This is a genomic window from Paenibacillus sp. J31TS4 (assembly GCF_018403265.1).
GTDB lineage: Bacteria > Bacillota > Bacilli > Paenibacillales > NBRC-103111 > J31TS4.
Genome location: NZ_BOSI01000002.1, coordinates 184,934 through 204,438, shown reverse-complemented (window position 1 = coordinate 204,438; position 19,505 = coordinate 184,934). Strand labels below are relative to the sequence as shown.

Annotated in this window: 18 protein-coding genes; 6 read left to right on the top strand and 12 right to left on the bottom strand. The window is 62.7% G+C overall.

Annotated elements, in window-relative coordinates; translation table 11 throughout:
* Positions 1-64: 64 nt before the first annotated feature.
* Together KJS47_RS11800 and KJS47_RS11795 are read right to left on the bottom strand one after the other, a co-directional pair.
* Positions 65-754 carry an LrgB family protein gene (locus KJS47_RS11800; protein WP_213525255.1) on the bottom strand — a complete coding sequence of 230 codons (690 nt, stop codon included), beginning with the start codon at positions 752-754 and terminating at the stop codon, positions 65-67.
* The gene (locus tag KJS47_RS11795; RefSeq protein ID WP_213525254.1) at positions 724-1,119 is read right to left on the bottom strand and encodes a CidA/LrgA family protein; all 396 of its coding nucleotides are present in this window, start codon (positions 1,117-1,119) and stop codon (positions 724-726) included. The genes KJS47_RS11800 and KJS47_RS11795 overlap by 31 nt, the downstream gene beginning before the upstream one ends.
* Positions 1,120-1,229: 110 nt before the next feature.
* Here KJS47_RS11795 and KJS47_RS11790 point away from each other — a divergent pair, with 110 nt between their 5' ends.
* Positions 1,230-2,123, top strand: a complete 894-nt coding sequence (locus KJS47_RS11790) for a LysR family transcriptional regulator (RefSeq protein ID WP_213525253.1) — start codon at positions 1,230-1,232, stop codon at positions 2,121-2,123.
* On the opposite strand, the gene KJS47_RS11785 is transcribed toward KJS47_RS11790, so the two are convergent.
* A complete protein-coding gene (locus KJS47_RS11785) occupies positions 2,120-2,944 on the bottom strand; it encodes an alpha/beta hydrolase (RefSeq protein WP_213525252.1) in 825 nt (274 codons plus the stop codon). The two genes, KJS47_RS11790 and KJS47_RS11785, sit on opposite strands and share 4 nt — an antisense overlap.
* A 262-nt stretch (positions 2,945-3,206) precedes the next feature.
* On the opposite strand from KJS47_RS11785, the gene KJS47_RS11780 reads away from it, so the two are divergent.
* Positions 3,207-3,467 carry a hypothetical protein gene (locus KJS47_RS11780; RefSeq protein WP_213525251.1) on the top strand — a complete coding sequence of 87 codons (261 nt, stop codon included), beginning with the start codon at positions 3,207-3,209 and terminating at the stop codon, positions 3,465-3,467.
* 181 nt (positions 3,468-3,648) lie between these two features.
* Positions 3,649-5,490 (top strand): asparagine synthase (glutamine-hydrolyzing), encoded by a 1,842-nt coding sequence (gene asnB, locus KJS47_RS11775; protein WP_213525250.1) that lies wholly within the window; start codon positions 3,649-3,651, stop codon positions 5,488-5,490.
* Between the two features lie 572 nt (positions 5,491-6,062).
* Here asnB and KJS47_RS11770 read toward each other — a convergent pair.
* From KJS47_RS11770 to KJS47_RS11760, 3 genes are all read right to left on the bottom strand, one after another.
* Positions 6,063-6,713: an XTP/dITP diphosphatase gene (locus KJS47_RS11770; protein WP_213525249.1), complete on the bottom strand. Its 651-nt coding sequence runs from the start codon at positions 6,711-6,713 to the stop codon at positions 6,063-6,065.
* On the bottom strand, positions 6,700-7,461 hold the full coding sequence (rph, locus tag KJS47_RS11765; protein ID WP_213525248.1) for a ribonuclease PH: 762 nt from the start codon (positions 7,459-7,461) through the stop codon (positions 6,700-6,702). The genes KJS47_RS11770 and rph overlap by 14 nt, the downstream gene beginning before the upstream one ends.
* A 167-nt stretch (positions 7,462-7,628) precedes the next feature.
* Complete coding sequence (locus KJS47_RS11760; RefSeq protein ID WP_213525247.1) at positions 7,629-8,666, bottom strand: GerMN domain-containing protein; 1,038 nt, start codon at positions 8,664-8,666, stop codon at positions 7,629-7,631.
* A 135-nt stretch (positions 8,667-8,801) separates the two neighbouring features.
* Here KJS47_RS11760 and KJS47_RS11755 point away from each other — a divergent pair, with 135 nt between their 5' ends.
* Positions 8,802-9,353, top strand: a complete 552-nt coding sequence (locus KJS47_RS11755; protein ID WP_213525246.1) for a phosphatidylglycerophosphatase A family protein — start codon at positions 8,802-8,804, stop codon at positions 9,351-9,353.
* A gap of 221 nt (positions 9,354-9,574) precedes the next feature.
* A complete protein-coding gene (locus tag KJS47_RS11750; protein ID WP_213525245.1) occupies positions 9,575-10,552 on the top strand; it encodes a quinone oxidoreductase family protein in 978 nt (325 codons plus the stop codon).
* Positions 10,553-10,718: 166 nt separating this feature from the next.
* Here the strand turns inward: KJS47_RS11750 and KJS47_RS11745 are convergent, their stop codons facing one another.
* Together KJS47_RS11745 and KJS47_RS11740 are read right to left on the bottom strand one after the other, a co-directional pair.
* Positions 10,719-11,687, bottom strand: a complete 969-nt coding sequence (locus KJS47_RS11745; RefSeq protein ID WP_213525244.1) for an MBL fold metallo-hydrolase — start codon at positions 11,685-11,687, stop codon at positions 10,719-10,721.
* Positions 11,684-12,436, bottom strand: a complete 753-nt coding sequence (locus tag KJS47_RS11740) for a class I SAM-dependent methyltransferase (protein WP_213525243.1) — start codon at positions 12,434-12,436, stop codon at positions 11,684-11,686. The genes KJS47_RS11745 and KJS47_RS11740 overlap by 4 nt, the downstream gene beginning before the upstream one ends.
* Positions 12,437-12,610: 174 nt before the next feature.
* On the opposite strand from KJS47_RS11740, the gene KJS47_RS11735 reads away from it, so the two are divergent.
* Complete coding sequence (locus KJS47_RS11735; protein ID WP_213525242.1) at positions 12,611-14,359, top strand: alpha-glycosidase; 1,749 nt, start codon at positions 12,611-12,613, stop codon at positions 14,357-14,359.
* 279 nt (positions 14,360-14,638) lie between these two features.
* Here KJS47_RS11735 and solA read toward each other — a convergent pair whose 3' ends face one another.
* The 4 genes from solA to KJS47_RS11715 form a co-directional block, all read right to left on the bottom strand.
* Complete coding sequence (gene solA / locus KJS47_RS11730) at positions 14,639-15,805, bottom strand: N-methyl-L-tryptophan oxidase (protein ID WP_213525241.1); 1,167 nt, start codon at positions 15,803-15,805, stop codon at positions 14,639-14,641.
* 312 nt (positions 15,806-16,117) lie between these two features.
* On the bottom strand, positions 16,118-17,740 hold the full coding sequence (locus tag KJS47_RS11725; RefSeq protein WP_213525240.1) for an extracellular solute-binding protein: 1,623 nt from the start codon (positions 17,738-17,740) through the stop codon (positions 16,118-16,120).
* A gap of 149 nt (positions 17,741-17,889) precedes the next feature.
* Positions 17,890-18,891: a Gfo/Idh/MocA family protein gene (locus tag KJS47_RS11720; protein WP_213525239.1), complete on the bottom strand. Its 1,002-nt coding sequence runs from the start codon at positions 18,889-18,891 to the stop codon at positions 17,890-17,892.
* Positions 18,892-19,085: 194 nt separating this feature from the next.
* On the bottom strand, positions 19,086-19,310 hold the full coding sequence (locus tag KJS47_RS11715; protein WP_010271013.1) for a helix-turn-helix domain-containing protein: 225 nt from the start codon (positions 19,308-19,310) through the stop codon (positions 19,086-19,088).
* Positions 19,311-19,505 lie beyond the last annotated feature (195 nt).

Here is a 19,505-nt window from a genome sequence, read left to right as displayed (position 1 = left end):
AATTCCGTCGAGGCTGAGGCGCCTCGGAGAGACTGGGTACGGCGCCGCCGGCCAGCCGGCCGTGCTAAGCCAGCAGCCCGGCCGGAACGAACGGCAGCGTCGCGAGCAGAACGAGAGCGGCGGCGATCATCGCCAGATTCGCGATCGTTCCCTCGAGCTCGCCGAGCTCGTAAGCTTTGGCCGTGCCCGCTCCGTGCGACGCCGTGCCCATGAGGAGCCCCTTGGAAATGCCGCTGCGGATGCGCAGCAGCCGGATCAGCCAAGGGCCGGTCAGCATGCCGAAGATCCCCGTCACGATGACGAACACCGCCGTCAGCGCCGGGACGCCGCCTATCGAGCGGCTAATCTCCACCGCAATAGGCGTCGTGACCGATCGCGGGAGCAGGCTCTCGAGCGTGCCGGGACTCAGCTTCCAGCCGAGCGCCATCCCCTCCGAGGCGAGAATCGCGATCAAGGTGCCGGCGCAGACGCCCGCCGCCAGCTCGACGGCGTATTTTTTCAGCGTGGCCCGGTATTTGTACAGCGGGACGGCGAAAGCGACCGTCGCGGGCTGCAGCAGATAGGTGAGCCAGCGCGCGCCCTCCTCGTAGCCCTCATAGGTCGTGCCGGTCAGCAGCAGCAGCGCAACGAGGGCAAGCGGCGCGAGGACGATCGGGGACAGCCAGTCTCTCCCCGTCCGCTTGTAGAGGCGGCGGGCCGCTTCGTAGACGACGATCGTGCCGATCAGTCCGAACCATGCTGCTCCGCTTCCCATTCCGTTCCCCTCCTTTTCCGGATCATATAGTCCGTCAGCAGTCCGCTGCCCGCCATGACCACCAGCGTGCCGAGGCCGATCATGGCGAGCAGGCGCCAGCCATCCGACATCAGCAGGTCGCCGTACTGGACAATGCCGACCGCCGACGGGATGAAGAACAGCAGCATCGTGCCGAGCATCCAGTCGGCCCCCTGCTCGATATGCTTCAGCTTAAGCAGGCCGGTACCGAGCAGAATAAGCGTCAGCACAATGCCGACCATGCTGCCCGACACCCGCCAATGCAGGAGGCGGACGATGCCGGTGCCCGCTGCGTTCAGCGCGAGCAGCAGCAGGCATTGGCCGGCGATCCGTCCTATCGTTCTCATGTTCATCCGCTCCTCTCTAACGGATATCAGTGTACTCCCGTCAAGGGCATAGGTAAAATACATATATCGCATTCAAACGATAGATGATATCTATGGAGGAGGGATGGAAGGTGGATATTCGGCATTTGCAGTATTTTGAGCAGGTCGCGACGGCCAAAAGCTTCACGAAGGCCGCGGAGCTGCTGCACATCTCCCAGCCGACGATCAGCAAGCTGATCCGGAACCTGGAGGACGAATGGGGTGTCACGCTCTTCGACCGGTCGGGCCGGGAGATCGAGCTGACCGACGCCGGGCGGACGGTGCTCGGACGCGTGCAGCTGCTGCTGCGCTCGTTCGACCAGCTGGGCGAGGAGCTGGACCGGCTCAAGGAGCTGAAATCGGGGGTGCTGCGCATCGGTCTGCCGCCGATGGTCGGGGCCTCGTTCTTCCCCGACATCCTCGGAGAATTCCATCGGGCCTATCCGGGCATCGACATACAGCTCGCGGAGAATGGGGCGAAGCAGGTCGAGAAGGAGGTGGCGACCGGCCGCGTCGAGGTCGGGGTGGCGCTGCTGCCGGTCGATCAGGAGGCCTTTCACTATTTTCCGTTCCGGAAGGAGCATCTGCTGCTGATCGTGCCGAAGCGCCACCCGCTCGCCGGACGAGCCAGCGTCCGGCTCGACGAGCTGAAGGACGAGCCGTTCCTGCTGTTCCGGGAAGACTTCGCGCTTCACGACCGAATCCCCGCGGCCTGCCTGCAGGCGGGGTTCCAGCCCCGCGTCGTCTATGAGAGCTCCCAGTGGGACTTCATCAGCGAGATGGCCGCAGCCGGTCTCGGCATCGGCCTGCTGCCCGAGACGATCGCACGCCATCTGAAAACCGGCCCGCTGGCCGCCATTCCGGTGACGGACCCCCAGATCCCCTGGCACCTTGCCATGATCTGGCGGAAGGAAGGGTACTTGTCCTACGCGGCGAGGGAATGGATCGCCTTCGCCCGCCGGAGGCTGGAGAACCGGCCGGTCTAAATGCCCCAGCCGAGCCAGTCCTGGGACCGCCGTTCCCGGCGGACGAGCCAGTCTGTCGTCTTGGCGAGGAGCTCTTCGTTGGCTTCGAACGAAGAAAAGGTGTGGTCGGCGCTGAACACAATCTCCTTCTCGCAGTTCCCCTGGCCTCTCAGCGCGAAAACCTTCTGATAGAGAAACGCGTAGTCGACCGGTACGACGTCGTCCCCCGTTCCATGGACGATGAATACATCGCCTCCGAACCGTCTAGCCGACTCGAACGGCTGGTGGCGGGCGAGCGATGCGAAGAAGTCGGGCCGAAACCGGTAGCCGGCGTGCTGGCAGACTCCCTCCCGGACGGCCTGCTCATACGCGTCTTGGCCGACGATGCCGACGATGTCCCGGAACGGATGCCCGACCGAAGCCCACAACACGAGGTCGTCCACGCGCCGATCCTGGACGGCGGTCTGGACCGCCACCGCCCCGCCGAGGCTGTGGCCGAGCAGGATGATCCGGGAGGCGCCCGCCGCAAGCGAGCCGGCCGTGTCCAGCACGGCGCGCGTCTGCTCGATCAGCGAATCGAGGCCCGTCTCGCCGTATTCGCCGGTGCTTTCGCCGCAGCCCGCATAATCGAAGCGCAGCGTGGCGATGCCTCGCTTGGCGAAGGCCCGGGCCGCTTTGACGAACAGCCGGTCGACGCCGAGCCGGCTGCCGATAAAGCCGTGGCAGATGACGACAAGCGGCAGGTCGGCGTCCGAACCGGGCCGGCCGCTCTCCTCTTCGGGCAGGTGCAAAGCGGCGGCAAGGGTTTCCTGCCGGAACGGGATCAGCAATTGGGTTTCCATAGTTAGGCCTCCTCGAGTTATATGTCAATTATTCAGATGAGTTTACTTGGTATTAAGTTCTCCTATCTTACCCCGTTCCGCGCGGACCGTCAATAGCCGCCTCGGCTTCCTCTCCGCCTCTTTCTAGCAGCCGGAGAGCCCCTGCGTCGGCTTCATCCCCGCCGGTTTGGGGTATACAGATAACGAGGACTCCGCCCCCTCCGGCGCTTGAGCGCAAGGGGCCGCGAGGAACCGATTTTTCTTTAGCACGGAGGCGATCCGCATGATCCTCGACACCCGCATTATCGATAGCGTGACCTTCTTGAATTTCGAGAAGGTCCGCACCGGCGAAATCGTCGGCAAGCTCATCCGCCTCTCTCCGTCCGCCCAAGACGAGAGTCTCCTGCAGGTGAGCGGCACGTACACCGAATACCGTACCCCTCCCTGCCGGACACTTGGCAGCGCGGAGCTCCACGCGCATACGCTGCTCCAGCGTCTGGAGGAAGAGCAGGGAGGCGGCCAAAAACAGAAGGAGGATTTCTAGCCGGTGCGGTCTTCGCTGCGCCTCTTCCCTCCGCAACCTTATTCGAGATGGACCGGTCTGCTAGTCGGCCGGTCTTTTTTTGTGCGGGCCGGCGCGCCCGACCTGACACGAACTGACAGACATGAACCCCCCGGGGGGCGCATACCTTTTTTCTGTAATGCGGAGAAAAGGAGGAGTATCCATGTGCGGGATCACCGGGTGGATGGACTGGCAAAAGGACTTGACCCTCTACCCCACCTTACTGGAAATGATGACGGAAACGATGGCGGCCCGCGGCCCCGACGCGTCGGGCACCTGGATCTCCCGCCACTGCGCGCTCGGGCACCGGAGGCTGAGCGTGATCGACCCCCAGAACGGTGCGCAGCCGATGACGCGGCAGGCCGGCGATTCAACATATACCCTCGTGTATAACGGCGAGCTGTATAACGCGGCCGAATTGAAATCCGAGCTGCAGCACCGAGGGTATACGTTCGCAACGAATTGCGATACCGAGGTGCTCCTCGTCTCGTTCATCGAATGGGGCCGGGCTTGCGTCGACCGGCTGAACGGCATCTTCGCCTTCGCCGTCTGGAGCTCGGCGGAGCAAGCGCTGTTCCTCGCCCGGGACCGGCTCGGCGTCAAGCCGCTGTTCTATTCGTTCAAAAACGGCATGTTCCTGTTCGGCTCGGAGCCGAAAGCCATCCTGGCGCATCCCCACTTCCAGGCGGAGATCGACGCCGAGGGCCTCGCCGAGGTATTCGCGCTCGGCCCCGCCCGGACACCCGGTCACGGCGTCTACCGGTATATGGCGGAGCTGAAGCCCGGTCACTGCATGGTGTATGACCAAAGCGGGCTGAGCATCCGGACGTATTGGAGCCTCCCGGCCGCCCCCCATCCCGACCAGCTGGAGGAAACCGCCGAGCGGGTCGGGGAACTGCTGCGCGATACGGTGCGTCGCCAGCTCGTGTCCGACGTGCCGATCTGCACGCTGCTGTCCGGCGGGCTCGACTCCAGTGCCCTGACGGCTCTCGCGGCCGAACACTACCGCGCCAGTGACGGTCCATTGTGCACGTTCTCCATCGATTATGTGGACAACGACAAGCATTTTCAGGCCAATGCGTTCCAGCCGAACGCCGACGCTCCCTGGATCGGGCGCATGACCGAGCATCTGGGCACGGTGCATACCGCGTTCGAGTTCGATACGCCTGAGCTGGTCGACTCGCTGGCAGCCGCCATGCGCGCCCGGGACCTGCCGGGCATGGCCGATGTTGACGGCTCGCTCTACTTGTTCTGCCGGGAGATCAAAAAACATGCGACCGTGGCCGTCTCCGGCGAAGCAGCCGATGAGATCTTCGGCGGGTACCCGTGGTTCCACAGGGAAGACGCGCTAAGCGCCAAGACGTTCCCCTGGTCACTTGGTGTCCAGGAGCGCAGCCTGCTGCTCTCGCCGGAGCTGGCCGATTGGATCAAGCCGGAGCAGTACGTCGCGGAGCGCTACCAGCAGGCGCTGGCCGAGGTGCCCCATCTGGCGGGGGAGCACGAGACCGAGCGGCATATGCGTGAGATGTCGTACCTGAACATCACTCGGTTCATGCCAACGCTGCTCGACCGCAAGGACCGCATGAGCATGGCCGCCGGACTCGAGGTGCGCGTGCCGTTCTGCGACCACCGCCTCGTCGAGTACGTCTGGAATATTCCGTGGGAGCTCAAGACGGCCGGCGACCGGGAGAAGGGCATCCTGCGCCGGGCGCTGACGGGCATTCTGCCCGAGGATGTGCGGACGCGCAAAAAGAGCCCGTATCCGAAGACGCACAACCCCAACTACCTGAAGGCGGTGCAGCGCGCTATCCTCGAGGTGCTCCATGACCCGTCCTCCCCGTTACTGCCGCTCCTCGACGTCGCGCGGGTCCGGCGGATGGCGGAGACGGCGGAGCAGCATTCGAGCTTCCCGTGGTTCGGGCAGCTGATGACGGGGCCGCAGCTGTTCGCGTTCCTTCTCCAGGTCGATCTGTGGCTGCGCGAGTACAAGGTTGCCGTCAAGTAGGCTTCGGCCGCCGGAGTTCCGGGGCTTCGGTCCTGTCTCCCTCCGGCCGCTGTTGAACCAGTGTCCCTGGATTAGACTAAGCGGTAAGGACACTGGTTCAAAGGCGGACGCTCCGCTCCTCCAGGAGACAGGACCTCCACCAGAGAGGAACGGCTCAGACGGACGCTTCGCTCCTCCAGGAGACAGACCTCCACCAGAGAACAACTGCGCAGACGAGGACGCTTCGCTCCTCCAGGAGACAGGACCTCCACCAGAGAACAACTGCGCGGACGAGGACGCTTCGCTCCTCCAGAAGACAGGACCTCCACCAGAGAGGAACGGCTCAGACGGAGACGCTTCGCTCCTCCAGGAGACAGGACCTCCACCAGAGAACAACTGCGCAGACGAGGAGGCTTCGCTCCTCCAAGAAACAGGACCCCACCCTAAGTATACTGCTGGGTCGCGGTCGCTTCGCTCCGTCAGGTAACAGGACCTCCAACGGAAAGGAATCGCACGGACAAAAAAATGGCGGCCCATCGGCCGCCATTGTCATTCTATAAAAGTGCAGAGACCGAACAGACCGGATGGCCTCGTCAGCCGACGAGCCCTTCCGTCTCCAGCAGCGTCATCAGCTTGCGGAGCGCGGAAGCCCGGTGGCTGATCCGGTTCTTCTCCGCCAGCTCCAACTCGCCCATCGAGCGGTGATACTCCGGCAGGTAGAACAGCGGATCGTAGCCGAAGCCGCCGGCCCCCTTCGCCTCCTGCAGAATCCAGCCCTCGGCCTCGCCTTTCGCCTCGAGCTTGCGGCCGTCCCGCGGATCGTACAGCACGAGCACGCAGACGAAGCGTCCTGGGCTGTAAGTCGCCGGATGGCCCTCGCCCGCGCAGTCGTCCGCGCCGATCCGCTTCAGCTCGCGGAGCAGCTTGGCGTTGTTGTCCGCGTCGCTCGCCCCCTCACCGGCGTAACGGGCGGAATAGACGCCCGGCGCGCCGTCCAGCGCGTCGACGCACAGGCCCGAGTCGTCGGCGAGCACCGGTACGCCGAGCAGGTCGGCGATCGTCTTCGCCTTTTTGAAGGCGTTGGCCTCAAAGGTATCGCCGTCCTCGACGATCTCCGGAAGCGCCTCGTAGTCGGAGAGGCTGCGGACGGTCCAGCCGATCCGGCCGAACCACTCCGCAAACTCCCGGACCTTGCCCTGGTTGCGGGTCGCGATGACGACCACGCGGTCGTCAGTTCGCTGCATTCGCCCTGACCCCCGTTCCAATCCGTTCTGAGATCGGCCCGAGCACCCGCTTCTGCTCCTCAATGAGCGACCGGATGCCGCTCTCGGCGGAAGCCAGCATCGCATCCATCTCCTGCCGGGAGAACGGAGCATCCTCGCCGGTTCCCTGCACCTCGACGAACTTGCCCGCGCCGGTCATGACGACGTTCATATCGACCTTGGCGGTGGAGTCCTCCTCGTAGCACAGGTCCAGCACGACCTCGTCTTTCACGACGCCGACGCTGACCGAAGCGAGAAAATCGGTGAGCGGCAGCTGGGCGAGCTGCTTGTTCTCAACCAGCTTGTTCATCGCGAACGCCATCGCGACGAACGCCCCGGTGATCGACGTGGTCCGCGTCCCGCCGTCTGCCTGGATGACGTCGCAGTCGAGCGTGATCGTGCGCTCCCCGAGCTTGTGCAGGTCCACGACGGACCGGAGCGCCCGGCCGATGAGCCGCTGGATCTCCATCGTCCGGCCGCCCAGCTTGCCGCGGGCCGCCTCGCGCTGGTTCCGCACCTGGGTCGCGCGCGGCAGCATCGAATACTCGGCGGTCACCCAACCTCTGCCCTGGTTCTTCATGAAGGGCGGCACCCGCTCCTCCACCGTCGCCGTGCAGATGACCTTGGTGTTGCCAAAGCTGATCAGCACCGAGCCTTCCGCATGCTTAATGTAGTCGGGCGCGATCGTGACCGGCCGCAGCTGCCCGTTGTCTCTTCCGTCAATTCTCATGAGTTAGACGTCCTCCTAAAAGACCTTGGTTTAGCAAATCATGCTTAAAGTATACATCATTGTACCAAAGCCCATCCCGAAAAGCACCCCAAACGCTGACGCGCCGAAGACGGCACGCCAACCGCCCCTCAGGCTTTGAAGCCCGGGGGGCGGACGGGAACCGTATCTCACATCTTGGGCGTATTGACATGCAGCGGGCGCGAGACCGGCTTGGCGTACGACTGGTCGTCCGTCGAGCTGATTTTGGCCTCTCCGTTCACGAGCAGCTGTACCTTGGAGACGCCGGTGTTCTCGGTCAGCGACAGGACGATCGCCTGCATCGCCTCTGCGGCCGCCTTCTTCTCGTCGTTCAGCAGCTGCTGGTCAAAGTTAACGGTGAGCAGCGAGCGGTCCTCGGTCTGCTTCACCTCCAGCACCTTGGCGGCGGCCGGAACGGCGGAGGCGAGGCCTTTGCCCGCTTCCGGCCCCTTGATCAGCTCCTCAAGCGCCGCCTGGGCGAGCTGGTCGGTCCGCTTAACCATCCGTGTCACGGGAACGTAATACGAGAACTTGTCGGACTCGCTGCGGAAGTACAGCGTAACCGGCGTGGAGCGGCCGATCTCGACGCCCGGCGCGATTTCGACGTTGATGCCCATCGCACGGGTGAGCCCTTCCGCCACCGGCGTCTTGGCGACCGGCATCTCGGTGAGCGGCTTGCCGTCGACGCGAAGCATCACTTTGTCCACGGTGCCGAAGCTCGTGAGCGTCCAAGTGACGGCTTCCAGCACCTTGCGCTCGTCCTGCGGCTTGTAGGTTAAGAACTCCTTGGAGAAATCGACGGTCGCCTGTTTTTTGTCCGCCTCGATGTTGATGCTCTTGACCTGCGTGCCCTTGGGCAGTACGCCGGTGAAGCCTCCGGGCAGACGAGCCTGTCCGGCGCCGCCCTCCACGAGATATTCAAGCGAGCGCTGCGCAATCTTTTGGTCGCTGTTCGGCACGCGGACGCTGACGGGCGCCAGGTAGCCTTTGGCGTCCCTCACGAAGAGACTGACGGGGCTGCCTGTCGTCTGATCAGCGGACGAGACGCCGTTCATCATTTCCTCCGCGGTCTGCGGCGGCGGATCGATCGGCGCGCTCTCCTCTGATTTCAAGAGCGAACAGCCCGACGTCATCAGCACGATGGTGCCGGTCAGGGCGATCCAGCGGATGCTTTTGGAGATGGCCATTGGTTTTTCTCTCCTCCCCTAGGGGTAATGTAGTACTATGTATACGGGCTGTCCCGCAATTTATGACGGTAATTTGTCCACACTAGGCCAGAACACCAACTGGCGCCACTATTGGCAGAAAGGAGCTGCGGACCTATGAAAAAATATAGCCTGGACAGCGCAAAAGTCGCCACCTCCACAAGAGATTGGCTCAAGAAACGCGGGGTCGAGAACGAAGCGATCGCCGCCCTCGTCCTCGATATGCAAACATCCTACTACCCCGGCCTGACGATCGAGGAGTGCCTTGAGAACGTGGACCGCGTCCTTTCCAAACGGGAAGTGCAGAATGCGATTCTGACCGGCATCCAGCTCGACATGCTCGCGGAGCAGGGCAAGCTGGAGGGGCCGCTGCAGGAGATGATTCTGAACGACGAGGGTCTGTACGGCTGCGACGAAATTCTCGCCCTCTCCATCGTCAACGTCTACGGCAGCATCGGCCTGACCAACTTCGGCTACCTGGATAAGGTGAAGCCCGGCATCATCGGCAAGCTGAACGAAAAAGGCGGCCCGATGATCCATACGTTCCTCGACGACATCGTCGGCGCGATCGCCGCGTCGGCGGCAAGCCGGATCGCCCACCGCAAGCAGGAAAAAGCCGAGGCTCTCGGCGCTCCGCAGGCGGGTCCCGAGGACGGACCGGGCGTATAGCCCTTAAGCCTCCAGGTCCGCCAAAGCGGCATCGCTAACGAAAAGAGCCGATTGTTCGGCTCTTTTTTTGTTTGGCTCGCCCCCCTCTGCCCTCGTACCCGTCCGGCTGACGGGGCGCGGCTCCGTTTCCGGGAAAAGAACAGGCCGCACCGCCCGCCGCTGCCGCGTCCGGTGTGCTACTATGGGAAGCAACTATCGGAGCTGACAGGGAGGGAACCGGCATGAAAGCAGTTGTGGTTACGGCGTTCGGCGGACCGGAGAATCTGAAGATGATCGACATGGAGATCCCGGCGGCCGGACCGAAGCAGGTCCTTCTCCGTGTGGAGAGGACAAGCGTGAATTTTGCGGACATCAAGGCCCGTTACGGGCAAAAAGGAGCGGTTCCTCCCTTTATTCCCGGCCTGGACGCGGCCGGCGTCGTCGTGGAGACAGGCGCGGAGGTGACGCGCTTCCGCCCCGGACAGCGGGTTATCGCCTTCCCAAAGGGCGGATCCTACGCCGAGTATGCAGTAGCGGACGAGGCGCTGACCTTTGCCGTGCCGGACCGCCTGGACCTCGAGACGGCGGCAGCCTGTCCGACCGTCTCGTTCCTGTCGCATAAGCTGCTGGCGGACGTCGCCCGGCTGGAGGCGGGCGAGAAGGTGGTCGTCCACGCAGCGGCCGGTGGCGTCGGCACGACGCTGGTGCAGATGGCGAAGCTGCTGGGCGCCGGAACGGTCATCGGGACGGTCGGGGACGAGAGCAAGGCGGAGACGGCCTATGAAGCGGGCGCGGACCTCGTGCTCTGTTATGGACAGGGACCATTCGCAGCGCAGGTGAATGAGCGGACCAGGGGGCGAGGCGCCGACATCATCTGCGACTCGGTGGCCGGCCCGGTGGCGGACGAGAGCCTCCATTGCCTCGCCCCGTACGGCCGGCTCGTGCAGTTCGGCAGCGCCAGCGGGCAGGACGGCACGTTCCGGACCCGCGACCTGCACGCTTCCTGCCGGTCCGTTCTCGGCTTCAGCCTCGGCACGACACGCGCCCAGCGGCCGCAGCTGCTTCAGGCGACCGCCGAGCAGGTGCTGCCGATGCTCGCGGACGGCCGGCTCAAGATGAAGATCGGCCGGACGTTCGCGCTGGCCGACGCCCCCGCCGCGCACGCCTGGGTCGAGAGCCGCCGGAGTACCGGCAAGGTGCTGCTTGTTCCGCCGTCTTAGAGAGGCAGGCACGCTTTGGTCACAAATACTAACCGGCGGTCAGTTGGAACCAAGCATAAGCTTAAACGGAAAAAAGCAGTCGTCCCGGATGAGAATCCTGTGACGACTGCTTTCGTTTTGGGGCAGCATGCCTCCGCTCCTAAGATAGAGGAAACTTGTATCGCATTCAGCAGGCGGCGTAAACCGCCAGCCAGTCTTGCTCCCGCTCGGCCACTAGGCCGGCGTCACGCAGATGAATCACGTGCGCAATCGTCTCGGCGAGCGCGAAGCGCAGCTGGTGGGTCGACAGCTGGTAGCCGAAGACGTCGCGGCACAGCCGGTAGCACGTCTTGGGCTCGGTGAGCAGCCGCCGCATCTCGGCGAGGCGCTCGTCGTGGTGGCGGAGCAGTTCCTCCGCCCGCTCGGCGAAGCCGGCGAACGGATCCCGGTGGCCGGGATACGCAAGCGTGACGTCGAGGGTGCGCACTTGCGCAAGCGAGGCGAGATACTGGGCGAGCGGCGTCTCCTCTACCTTTGGCAGGTAGCCGACGTTCGGCGAGATGCGCGGCAGGACGTGATCGCCGCAGTAGATTTCCCGGGCGGCGCGGTCATAGAAGCACACATGGCCGGACGCATGCCCCGGCGTCTCCAGCACCTCGCACTGCCGGTCGCCGATCCGGAAGAGCCCGTCCGCCGGGTAGTCGCTCAAGCGAGGCTGAGGAGTCACCAGCGGCAGGAAGCTCTCCATATGGCGAAGCATCTCTTCCCGCTCCTCTACCGGCATGCCGTGGCGGAGAAACGTGCTCAGGAGCGCCTGCTCTAGAGGCCGCACGTCCTGCCATAGCATGGCGGCCTGGCGCTGGCCTTCGGCGGACAGCCAGACCGGAGCGCCGGTCCGCTCCTGAAACCAGCCTGCGAGCCCGTAGTGGTCGGGGTGATGATGCGTGAGTGCGATCGAGACGATGTCGCCATAGCCGATGGCTTCCTCTCGAAGCACCGTCTCCCACAGCCGCACGGCCTCCTCCGTATGCAGTCCCGGGTCGATCAGCGTATAGCCGTCCCGTCCGCGCACGAGATAGCTGTTGACCCAGCGAAGCGGGAACGGCAGCGGCACTTTGATCTGGAGCGTATCGCCACTCGGGCGCAGGACCGTCATCGCGCACCTCCCGCCAATCGGCCGACCAGAATCAGCCGGGGGGAGGTCGCCGGGCGGAACTCGCCCTGCCGGTAATCCCCGTGCACCTGCTCGATCTCGAGCCCCGCACGGCCGCACATCCGCCGGAAGTCCGCCAGCTCGTACAGCCGCACCTGTTCCAGATAGCGCCGCTCGCCGCCGCCCGGCTCGGTCAGCAGAATGCGCTTGCGGACGAAGCCGTCCTCGATCGAACGGACCTCGTCGATCATGGTCGTCCCTTCTCTTCTTACCGAATGGGCCTTCAAATGGCTTCTGACATAGGACGGATTCAGGAAGTCCAACAGGAAACGCCCTCCTGGGGCGAGCAGTCTAGCCATTTCCTTCAGCACGCGTTCATTCTCCTCATCCTCGTCGAAGTAGCCGAACGAGGTAAATAAATTGACAATCCCGTCGAACGGACCGCCAAGCGGCACGTCCCTCATATCTCCTTTGATCCACCGCACCTTTCTCTCCGGATCGAGCCTTCCCGCTTCATCCAGCAGCACGTCCGACAGATCCATACCCGTCACGCGGAAGCCGCAGTCCGCGAGCGCTAACGAGTGCCTGCCCATGCCGCAGCATAGATCGAGCACGCGCGCCCCCGGCGCAAGATAGAGCCAGTCGATCATGCGGCGCACTTCCTCACGGGCTCCGTGCAGATCGCGGTGCTTGTAGATGAGCAGATAGTCCTTGCCGAAACTTTCTTTGTACCAGGCGTACGTTTGCTTCATGATCGGGTTCGCTCCTGTGTCGCTTCTGGCGGTGCCGGTTTCGTCTCATTGTACCCTTGATTGGGAAAGGCGGGCAAATCGGCCCAAATATTTTGACAGACCGGGGGCACACTGGTTTCTAACTGACTAACCATGGGTAAATACATACAATCAAGACTTGTAAGGAGGAACCGTATGCAGCTGGAAGCTTTCTACCACGGCCCCAAAAATTTGTGGGCTTACGCTTACGACAACGAGACCCTGCACCTGCGCGTCCGGACGAAGCGGGACGATGTGCAACGTGTGTATGCGGTGACCGGTGACAAGTATGATTGGGAACGGACGACCCATACGTATCCCATGGAAAAATTCGCGTCCGATTCGATCTTCGATTACTGGGAAGCGCAAGTGAAGCCCGCCTACCGCCGGCTCAACTACGCCTTCCGCTTCGAAGCGGGCACCGAGGCGCTATGGATGTGCGAATCCGGCATCAGCCACGAAGAACCCTATCCGCCAGGCGGCTATTACACGTTCCCATACATTCACGAGATCGACGTATTCAACCCGCCGGATTGGGCGAAGGAAGCGGTCTTCTATCAGCTGTTCCCGGAACGGTTCGCCAACGGCGACCCGTCGAACGATCCGGAAGGGGTCGAGCCGTGGGGCGGCCAGCCGACACGGGAAAATTTCTTTGGCGGCGATTTGAAAGGGGTGCAGGACCATCTGGATTATCTCCTGGATCTCGGGATTAACGCGATCTACTTCACCCCCTTGTTCAAGTCCCCTTCCAACCACAAGTACGACACCATCGATTACCGGACGGTCGACCCTCACTTTGGGACGAACGAGCAGCTAAAGGAGCTCGTCGAGGCATGCCACGACAAAGGCATCCGCGTGATGCTCGACGCGGTGTTCAACCACTGCGGGTACGAATTCCCTCCTTTCCAGGACGTGCTGAAGCACGGCAAGGATTCGAAATACGCGGACTGGTTCCATGTGAAAGAATTCCCGCTCGAGGTGAGAGACGGCATCCCAACTTACGATACGTTCGGTTTCTTCGAACATATGCCGAAGTTCAATACGGCCAACCCGGAGGTCAAGGAATATCTGCTGGACGTCGCCCGCTACTGGATCGGCGAGATCAAGCTGGACGGCTGGCGCCTCGACGTGGCCGACGAGATCGACCACCACTTCTGGCGCGATTTCCGCCGGATCGTCAAGGAAGCCAACCCAGATGCGTATATCGTCGGCGAGGTTTGGAACGACTCCATCATGTGGCTGCTCGGCGACCAGTTCGACTCGGTCATGAACTACCCGTTCTCCAACAAGGTGCTGGAGTTCTTCGCAGCGGGCGAGCGGGACGGCATTTCGTTCGCTAACGACATGGGCGCCCTGCTCACGCGGTACCCGAAGCAGGCGAACGAGGTGATCTTCAACCTTCTGTGCAGCCACGACACCCCGCGGGCGCTGACACTGTGCGGAGAAGACAAGCGGCGGCTGAAGCTGTGCGTCGTCTACCTGCTCACTTATATGGGCACGCCCTGCATCTTTTATGGCGACGAGATCGGCCTGAGCGGCGGCGGCGATCCGGACTGCCGCCAGTGCATGGAATGGGACTTCGACAAGCAGGACCGCGAGCTGTTCGACTTCTACAAGCTGCTGATCGGGCTGCGCAAGAAGCACGGGGCGCTCCGGGATGGCCGGTTCCGGTTCCTGAAGGCCGATCCTCACGACCGCCGCATTATCTATGAGCGGATGGACGGCAAGATGCACTTCCTCATCTGGATGAACAACGAGGAGACGCCGACAGACATGGAATATCCGCTGGAGACGAACGACTGGAAGGATGCGCTGTCCGAGGAGCCCGTCCCGGTGAAGGACGGCAAGATGAAGATCCATCTCGACGAGCTCGGGTACCGGATCGTTTACCGTCAGATCAAGTAAAGCCGCTCTCGCGGAAGGCCGTTTAGACGGCGTCCGTGCCGGCCGCGGGATCCCCCCGCGATCCTATCGGCAACAACACAAGCCCCCCGCTGCTTCCTATACGGGAAGACTCCGGGGGGCTTGTGCGATTTGTGTAGTCTTCGGAGTGGGTCCCCGCCGCGTATTCGCCGGCTTGTTTCGCATACCTGGCCCCGTGCCTCGGGATAGCCTCGTACGCGCGGAAATACGCGAATTTCGTCGAATTCGGCCGTTTCCCGGGAAATGGCCTTCTCTCCGCCGCTATGCACCAGGCGGGATCTCGGCGGATGAAGGAGCAAATCCTGCAAACCGCCCTAGGGAGAAGGCGGATAGATCGAACGAGCTCCGGCCGGTGGCGACCAGCTCCGCGACCGCCTCTCCGACGGCGCTTGCGAATTTGAAGCCGTGTCCGGAGAAGCCGGTCGCGATCCAGACGTGCCCATGCACCGGATGGCGGTCGATCAGGAATTGCTCGTCGGGCGTCCGCTCGTACCGGCATACGGCGGAGCCAACGAGCCTTCCCGCGGCGCCCGGCAGCCGGACGGCCGCGAAGCGGCGCAGCTCCTCCTCGTCGGAAGGTTGGGCGCCGAAGGGCTCTGGCACGGCGGACGGCTCAAACTCCCGTCCGGCGTCGTGCCGGCCGATCTTGACGCCGCTGCCGCCGATGCTCGGGACGCCATAGAAGTCGCCGTCCGGCAGGTCGAAGGTGAAGCCTGGGAACACGGCTTCCCCGTACTTCTCCTCCTCCGCCTCGAACCAGGCGACCGTCTGTCGCACCGCGGCGACCGGCAGCCGGAGGGGGTCCAGCATGAGCGCCGACCAAGAGCCGGTCGTCAGCACGAGCTGCGTGCCGTGAAAGCAGCCGTTCGGCGTTTTGACCGTTACGCCGCTCGGTTCGACCGTGATGTCGTTCACCGGCGTATAGGGCAGCAGAACGGCTCCGGATGCGGCCGCCAGCCGCCTAGCCGCGAGCATGCAGGCCTCGCTGAACAGCACGCCGGCCGTCGGCTCGTAGAGCCCCGTGTAGCCGTCCGGCACCGAGAAGCCCGGCCAGCGGCGCTCGATATCCGCCGGGCCAAGCAGCTCGGTCCGCAGGCCGAAACGCTCGGCCATTACCGCCTTCTCCAGCTGGACGGAGGAATCCGCCGCGGCGAGATTGAGAACGCCGGTCTGGCGGAACAGCGGCCCACCGGTTTCCTCTTCCATCTCGCTCCAGAGGCGGTGGGCCCGCAGGGCGAGCGGCACGCTGCACGCGTCCCGGTAGGCGTGGCGGAGAAGCCGCGTCTCTCCGTGATGGCTGCCGAGCGAATGGGGCGGGTCGCACGCGTCGAGCAGGAGCACGCTCAGCCCCCGTTCCGCCAGCCGGTAGCCGGCGTTCATCCCCATCGCTCCGGCTCCTACGACAATGACATCAAAGCAGCATCCCATCGTGCGCCCTCCTTCTTCCGGCGTCTATCCTGTCCGGATCCTTTTCTGTGGGCGGAAGCATTCCGCCATTCTTCGATCAAACCATTATATTCCGATAAACTTACTATGTTTTAAAGCTATCACGCAAATCCGCTCTTTGTCAACCGCTGTCCGGCATTGGCGGAATGCCGTTCCCAGGACACAGCAACAAGGACCGTCCACCCGGACGGTCCTCGCCTGACGTATCTCCTTGCTTTCCGTAACTCTCTCCGATCCATGGTCCCGAGGGGGGGTCACCCTCGCCCCGAGCGCCTCGCGCTCCGAGGCGCAGGGTTACTTGACGCTTTTGTACCGGTCGTAGGCGGCCTGGTAAACCTTCATATACTGGTCGAGCCCCATACTCTTGACGTTCGCGACATGCTTGTCCCAATCCGCGAACGAAGCGGAGCCGTTGATGAGCTTGGCCTCCATCTCCCCGATGTACGTGGTGATATCGCTGCCGCGCGAGCTCATGTACTCGGTCTCTTCCTCCGTGAAGTTGAAGTTGTACCAGATTTCCTTGAGGGCGTACGGCTTCGCCTTCTCCCCCGTCGCCACCGACTCTGGCAGCGTCTCCGAGCCCTTGAAATATTTGTCCTGCACGTAGCCCGGGTAGCTGCCGCCGAGCCAGGTCACGTACTTCGTCAGCGCCTGGTCCATCGTCAGCCCTTTCGGGTTGTTCTTGATCTCGTCCACGAACTCGAGCTTGCCGTCGGCCGTTTTGGTGTAGCTGACGCCTTCCTTGCCCATAAAATAAAACTGGGCGCCTTCGTCTCCATAGAAGTGGTCGATCCAGCGGATCGTCGCCTCGGGATTCTTGTTTTTGTCGGTGATCACGAATGCGCCCGGCCAAACCATCGGCACCTTGATGTGGGAATAAGACTGGTCGCCGTGCGGCCCCTTGAGCGCGCCAAGGCCAAAATAACCGGTTCCGTTGAACTGGGTTTTCGGATTCGGGTTGATCGTCGCCCCCAGCACGCCGGTCTCGCCCTTGGCGTACAGCTCGCTGCTTTTCTGCGTGAAGATGTCCTTGTCGATCAGGCCCTCCTCGTACAGCTTGCGCACGAACTGCAGCACTTCCTTATACTGCTCCGTCGTCCGGTAGAAGCGAAGCGCCCCCGTCTTCGGATCGACGTCGACGAATTTGTGGCCGAGACCCCGATTGCCGACGCCCCAGGCGCCCATCAGCTGCTCGATGAGCGGTCCGATTCCCGTCCCGCTGTATGGAATCTCGTCCTGCTTGCCGTTGCCGTTGAGGTCCGTCGTTTTCACCGCCTTCAGGTAGGCGTACAGCTCATCCGTCGTCTTCGGCTCCGCCATGCCGAGCTTGTCCAGCCAATCCTGCTTCACCCACAGCGGCGTTCCGATGAGCATCGGCAAAAACTCCGGGCTATAGAAGGACGGGAACGAATAGATGTTGCCGTCCGGCATCGTCAACGCTTTTTTCAGGTCCGGGTACTTCTCCATCAGCTTCTTGAAATTGGGAGCGTACTGATCGATCTTGTCGTTCAGCTTGAGGAAGACGCCCTGGCTGCCGTAGCGCATCAGATCGGCCGTTGGCATGCGGGCCGAATAGAACCCGTCTGGATAGTCCCCATTCGCCAGCGCCAGGTTGCGCTTCTCCGTGAGCACCTCGAACGGCACCAGCTGGAAGTTGACCTTGATGTTCGACATCTTTTGGTACTCGCTCCAGACGAGCGTGTCCTCGAATTTGTTCCCATTCGTCGCTGCCTTCCCCGTGAAGAAGGTCAGCTCGATCGGCTCCTTCACGATCGGCAAGCCGGTCGGATTCAAATTGGCGGGCGCGCTGCCTGCCACCTGCTCCCCTACTTTGTCCTGCTTGGCGCCGCAGCCGGCCAAAAGACCCGCGGCCATCACCGACGCGACAGCCGCGGCCGTCCATTGCTTCACTCTCATTCCTCTCGTTCCCCTCCTGCGCTCTCTCTGTTAGGCTGAGACCGCCGCGTTGCCCGGTCCCGTGTCGTTCCTATCAAGAGTAGGCCGTCCGGGTTATCGGACGATTAACCGCACATGAAGAGTATGTAAAGAATGGAGGGGCCTTCCAATTAGCAGGAGGATCGCATTGGCTGCTCCGGGACCGGCAGTTCCTCCCCAGCCTCGGCTGACGCGTAGGCGGTCTCAATGATGGAGACGATGCTCCGGGCGTAGGCGCCCGAGCAATCGCCGGCGTCTCCCGTTTCCATCAGCCGGAGGAACGCTTCGTACTGCAGCACGAAAGGCGCCTTTCCCGTCTCCCAGCCGACCTCGCGGAAGCGGCCCTCCTCACTGATCCAGAGGCCGCCCCGGGTCTGCAGCTTGATCATGCCTTTGGTGAAGAGCAGATGCGTCTCGTTGATCGGCACCCCTTCGTAGCCGGAGAGAGAGATGGTGGCCGCGAACCCGCGGTCCGTCTGCAAGTACGCGAGCGCGCTTCCCTCCACGTCCCCGCGGCTGCCGTGATGGGTCACGTGTGCCTTGACCGACGTCACCCGCGCCCCGGTCAGCCACTGGAGCTTATCGACCGAGTGGGAGCCGAGGTTCATCAGAATGCCGCCTCCCGACTTGGCCTTCTCCAGAAACCAGGCGGGCCGCTGCTCCGTGAAATACCGGACGTGCCGGATATCCTGCACCATCACGAGCTCGCCAAGAGTCCCCGATTCGATCAGTTCCTTCGCCTTCCGGTTCTCCGGGATGAAATGCTGCGTATGTCCGACCAGGAGGCGTCTTCCCGTCCGCTCCTCAGCCTCCAGAATCGCGTCGCATTCCTCGCGGTTCAGCGCCATTGGTTTTTCGAGCAGGACATGGCAGCCCTCCTCCAGACACCAGATTGCCGCCTCCTTATGCAAAAAATGCGGCAGCGATACGGCTACCGCGTCCGGCTTCTCGGCGCGGACCATCTCCCGGTAATCCGTGTACGGCCGCAGCCCGTACTTGGCCGCTTGCTCCTTCACCCGCTCCTCCTGAATGTCCGCGATCGCCACCGGCTCGAACGCCTCCATGCCGCGGAGCGCGTCCAGATGACTTTGCGAGATGATGCCCGCTCCAATAAGCGCTATCCGGTACCCCATCTCTTCTCCTCCTCTTGGTCGGACCGGCCCGGTTGGGAGCCTATCCGTAGTCGCTTCCTCTCGGAGTTCGGCACGGAGCGCGCTTCTCCTGCCAGATGCCGGTTTTTGGACAAGAAAAAACCTCCCGTCTCTCCAGTCCAACGGACCGGAGAAGAACCGGAAGGCGCTCTCGCGTATAGAGGCGGCCGCCAGCGTCAAATTTTGAGTTCCCCAAGCTTGATCAGTTCTACAACCGCTTGTGAACGGCCTTTCACATTGAGCTTCTGCATCACATTAGAGATGTGATTTCTAACGGTTTTTTCGCTGATAAACAGCTGCTGTGCAATGTCTTTCGTCGTCTTGTCTTGGACCAGGAGCTCGAATACTTCCCGTTCACGATGCGTTAACAAAAACTTGCTTTTGTGATCGCTGCCCTTCATTTGGTGTCACCCCTCCTTGCCCGGGTTTTTTGTATAAGTTACAAGGGTAAGGGATACAGTCAAAACCATAGTATGAGCAGCAAAAAGGGTTGGTGCCGCGCCCTGCAAAAATAGGCCGTTCTAAACGAACGGCCCGCCGCATAAGGCTGTCCCGGGGGTAGATTGAGACGATATTTGAAAAATCCGAACGAAAGC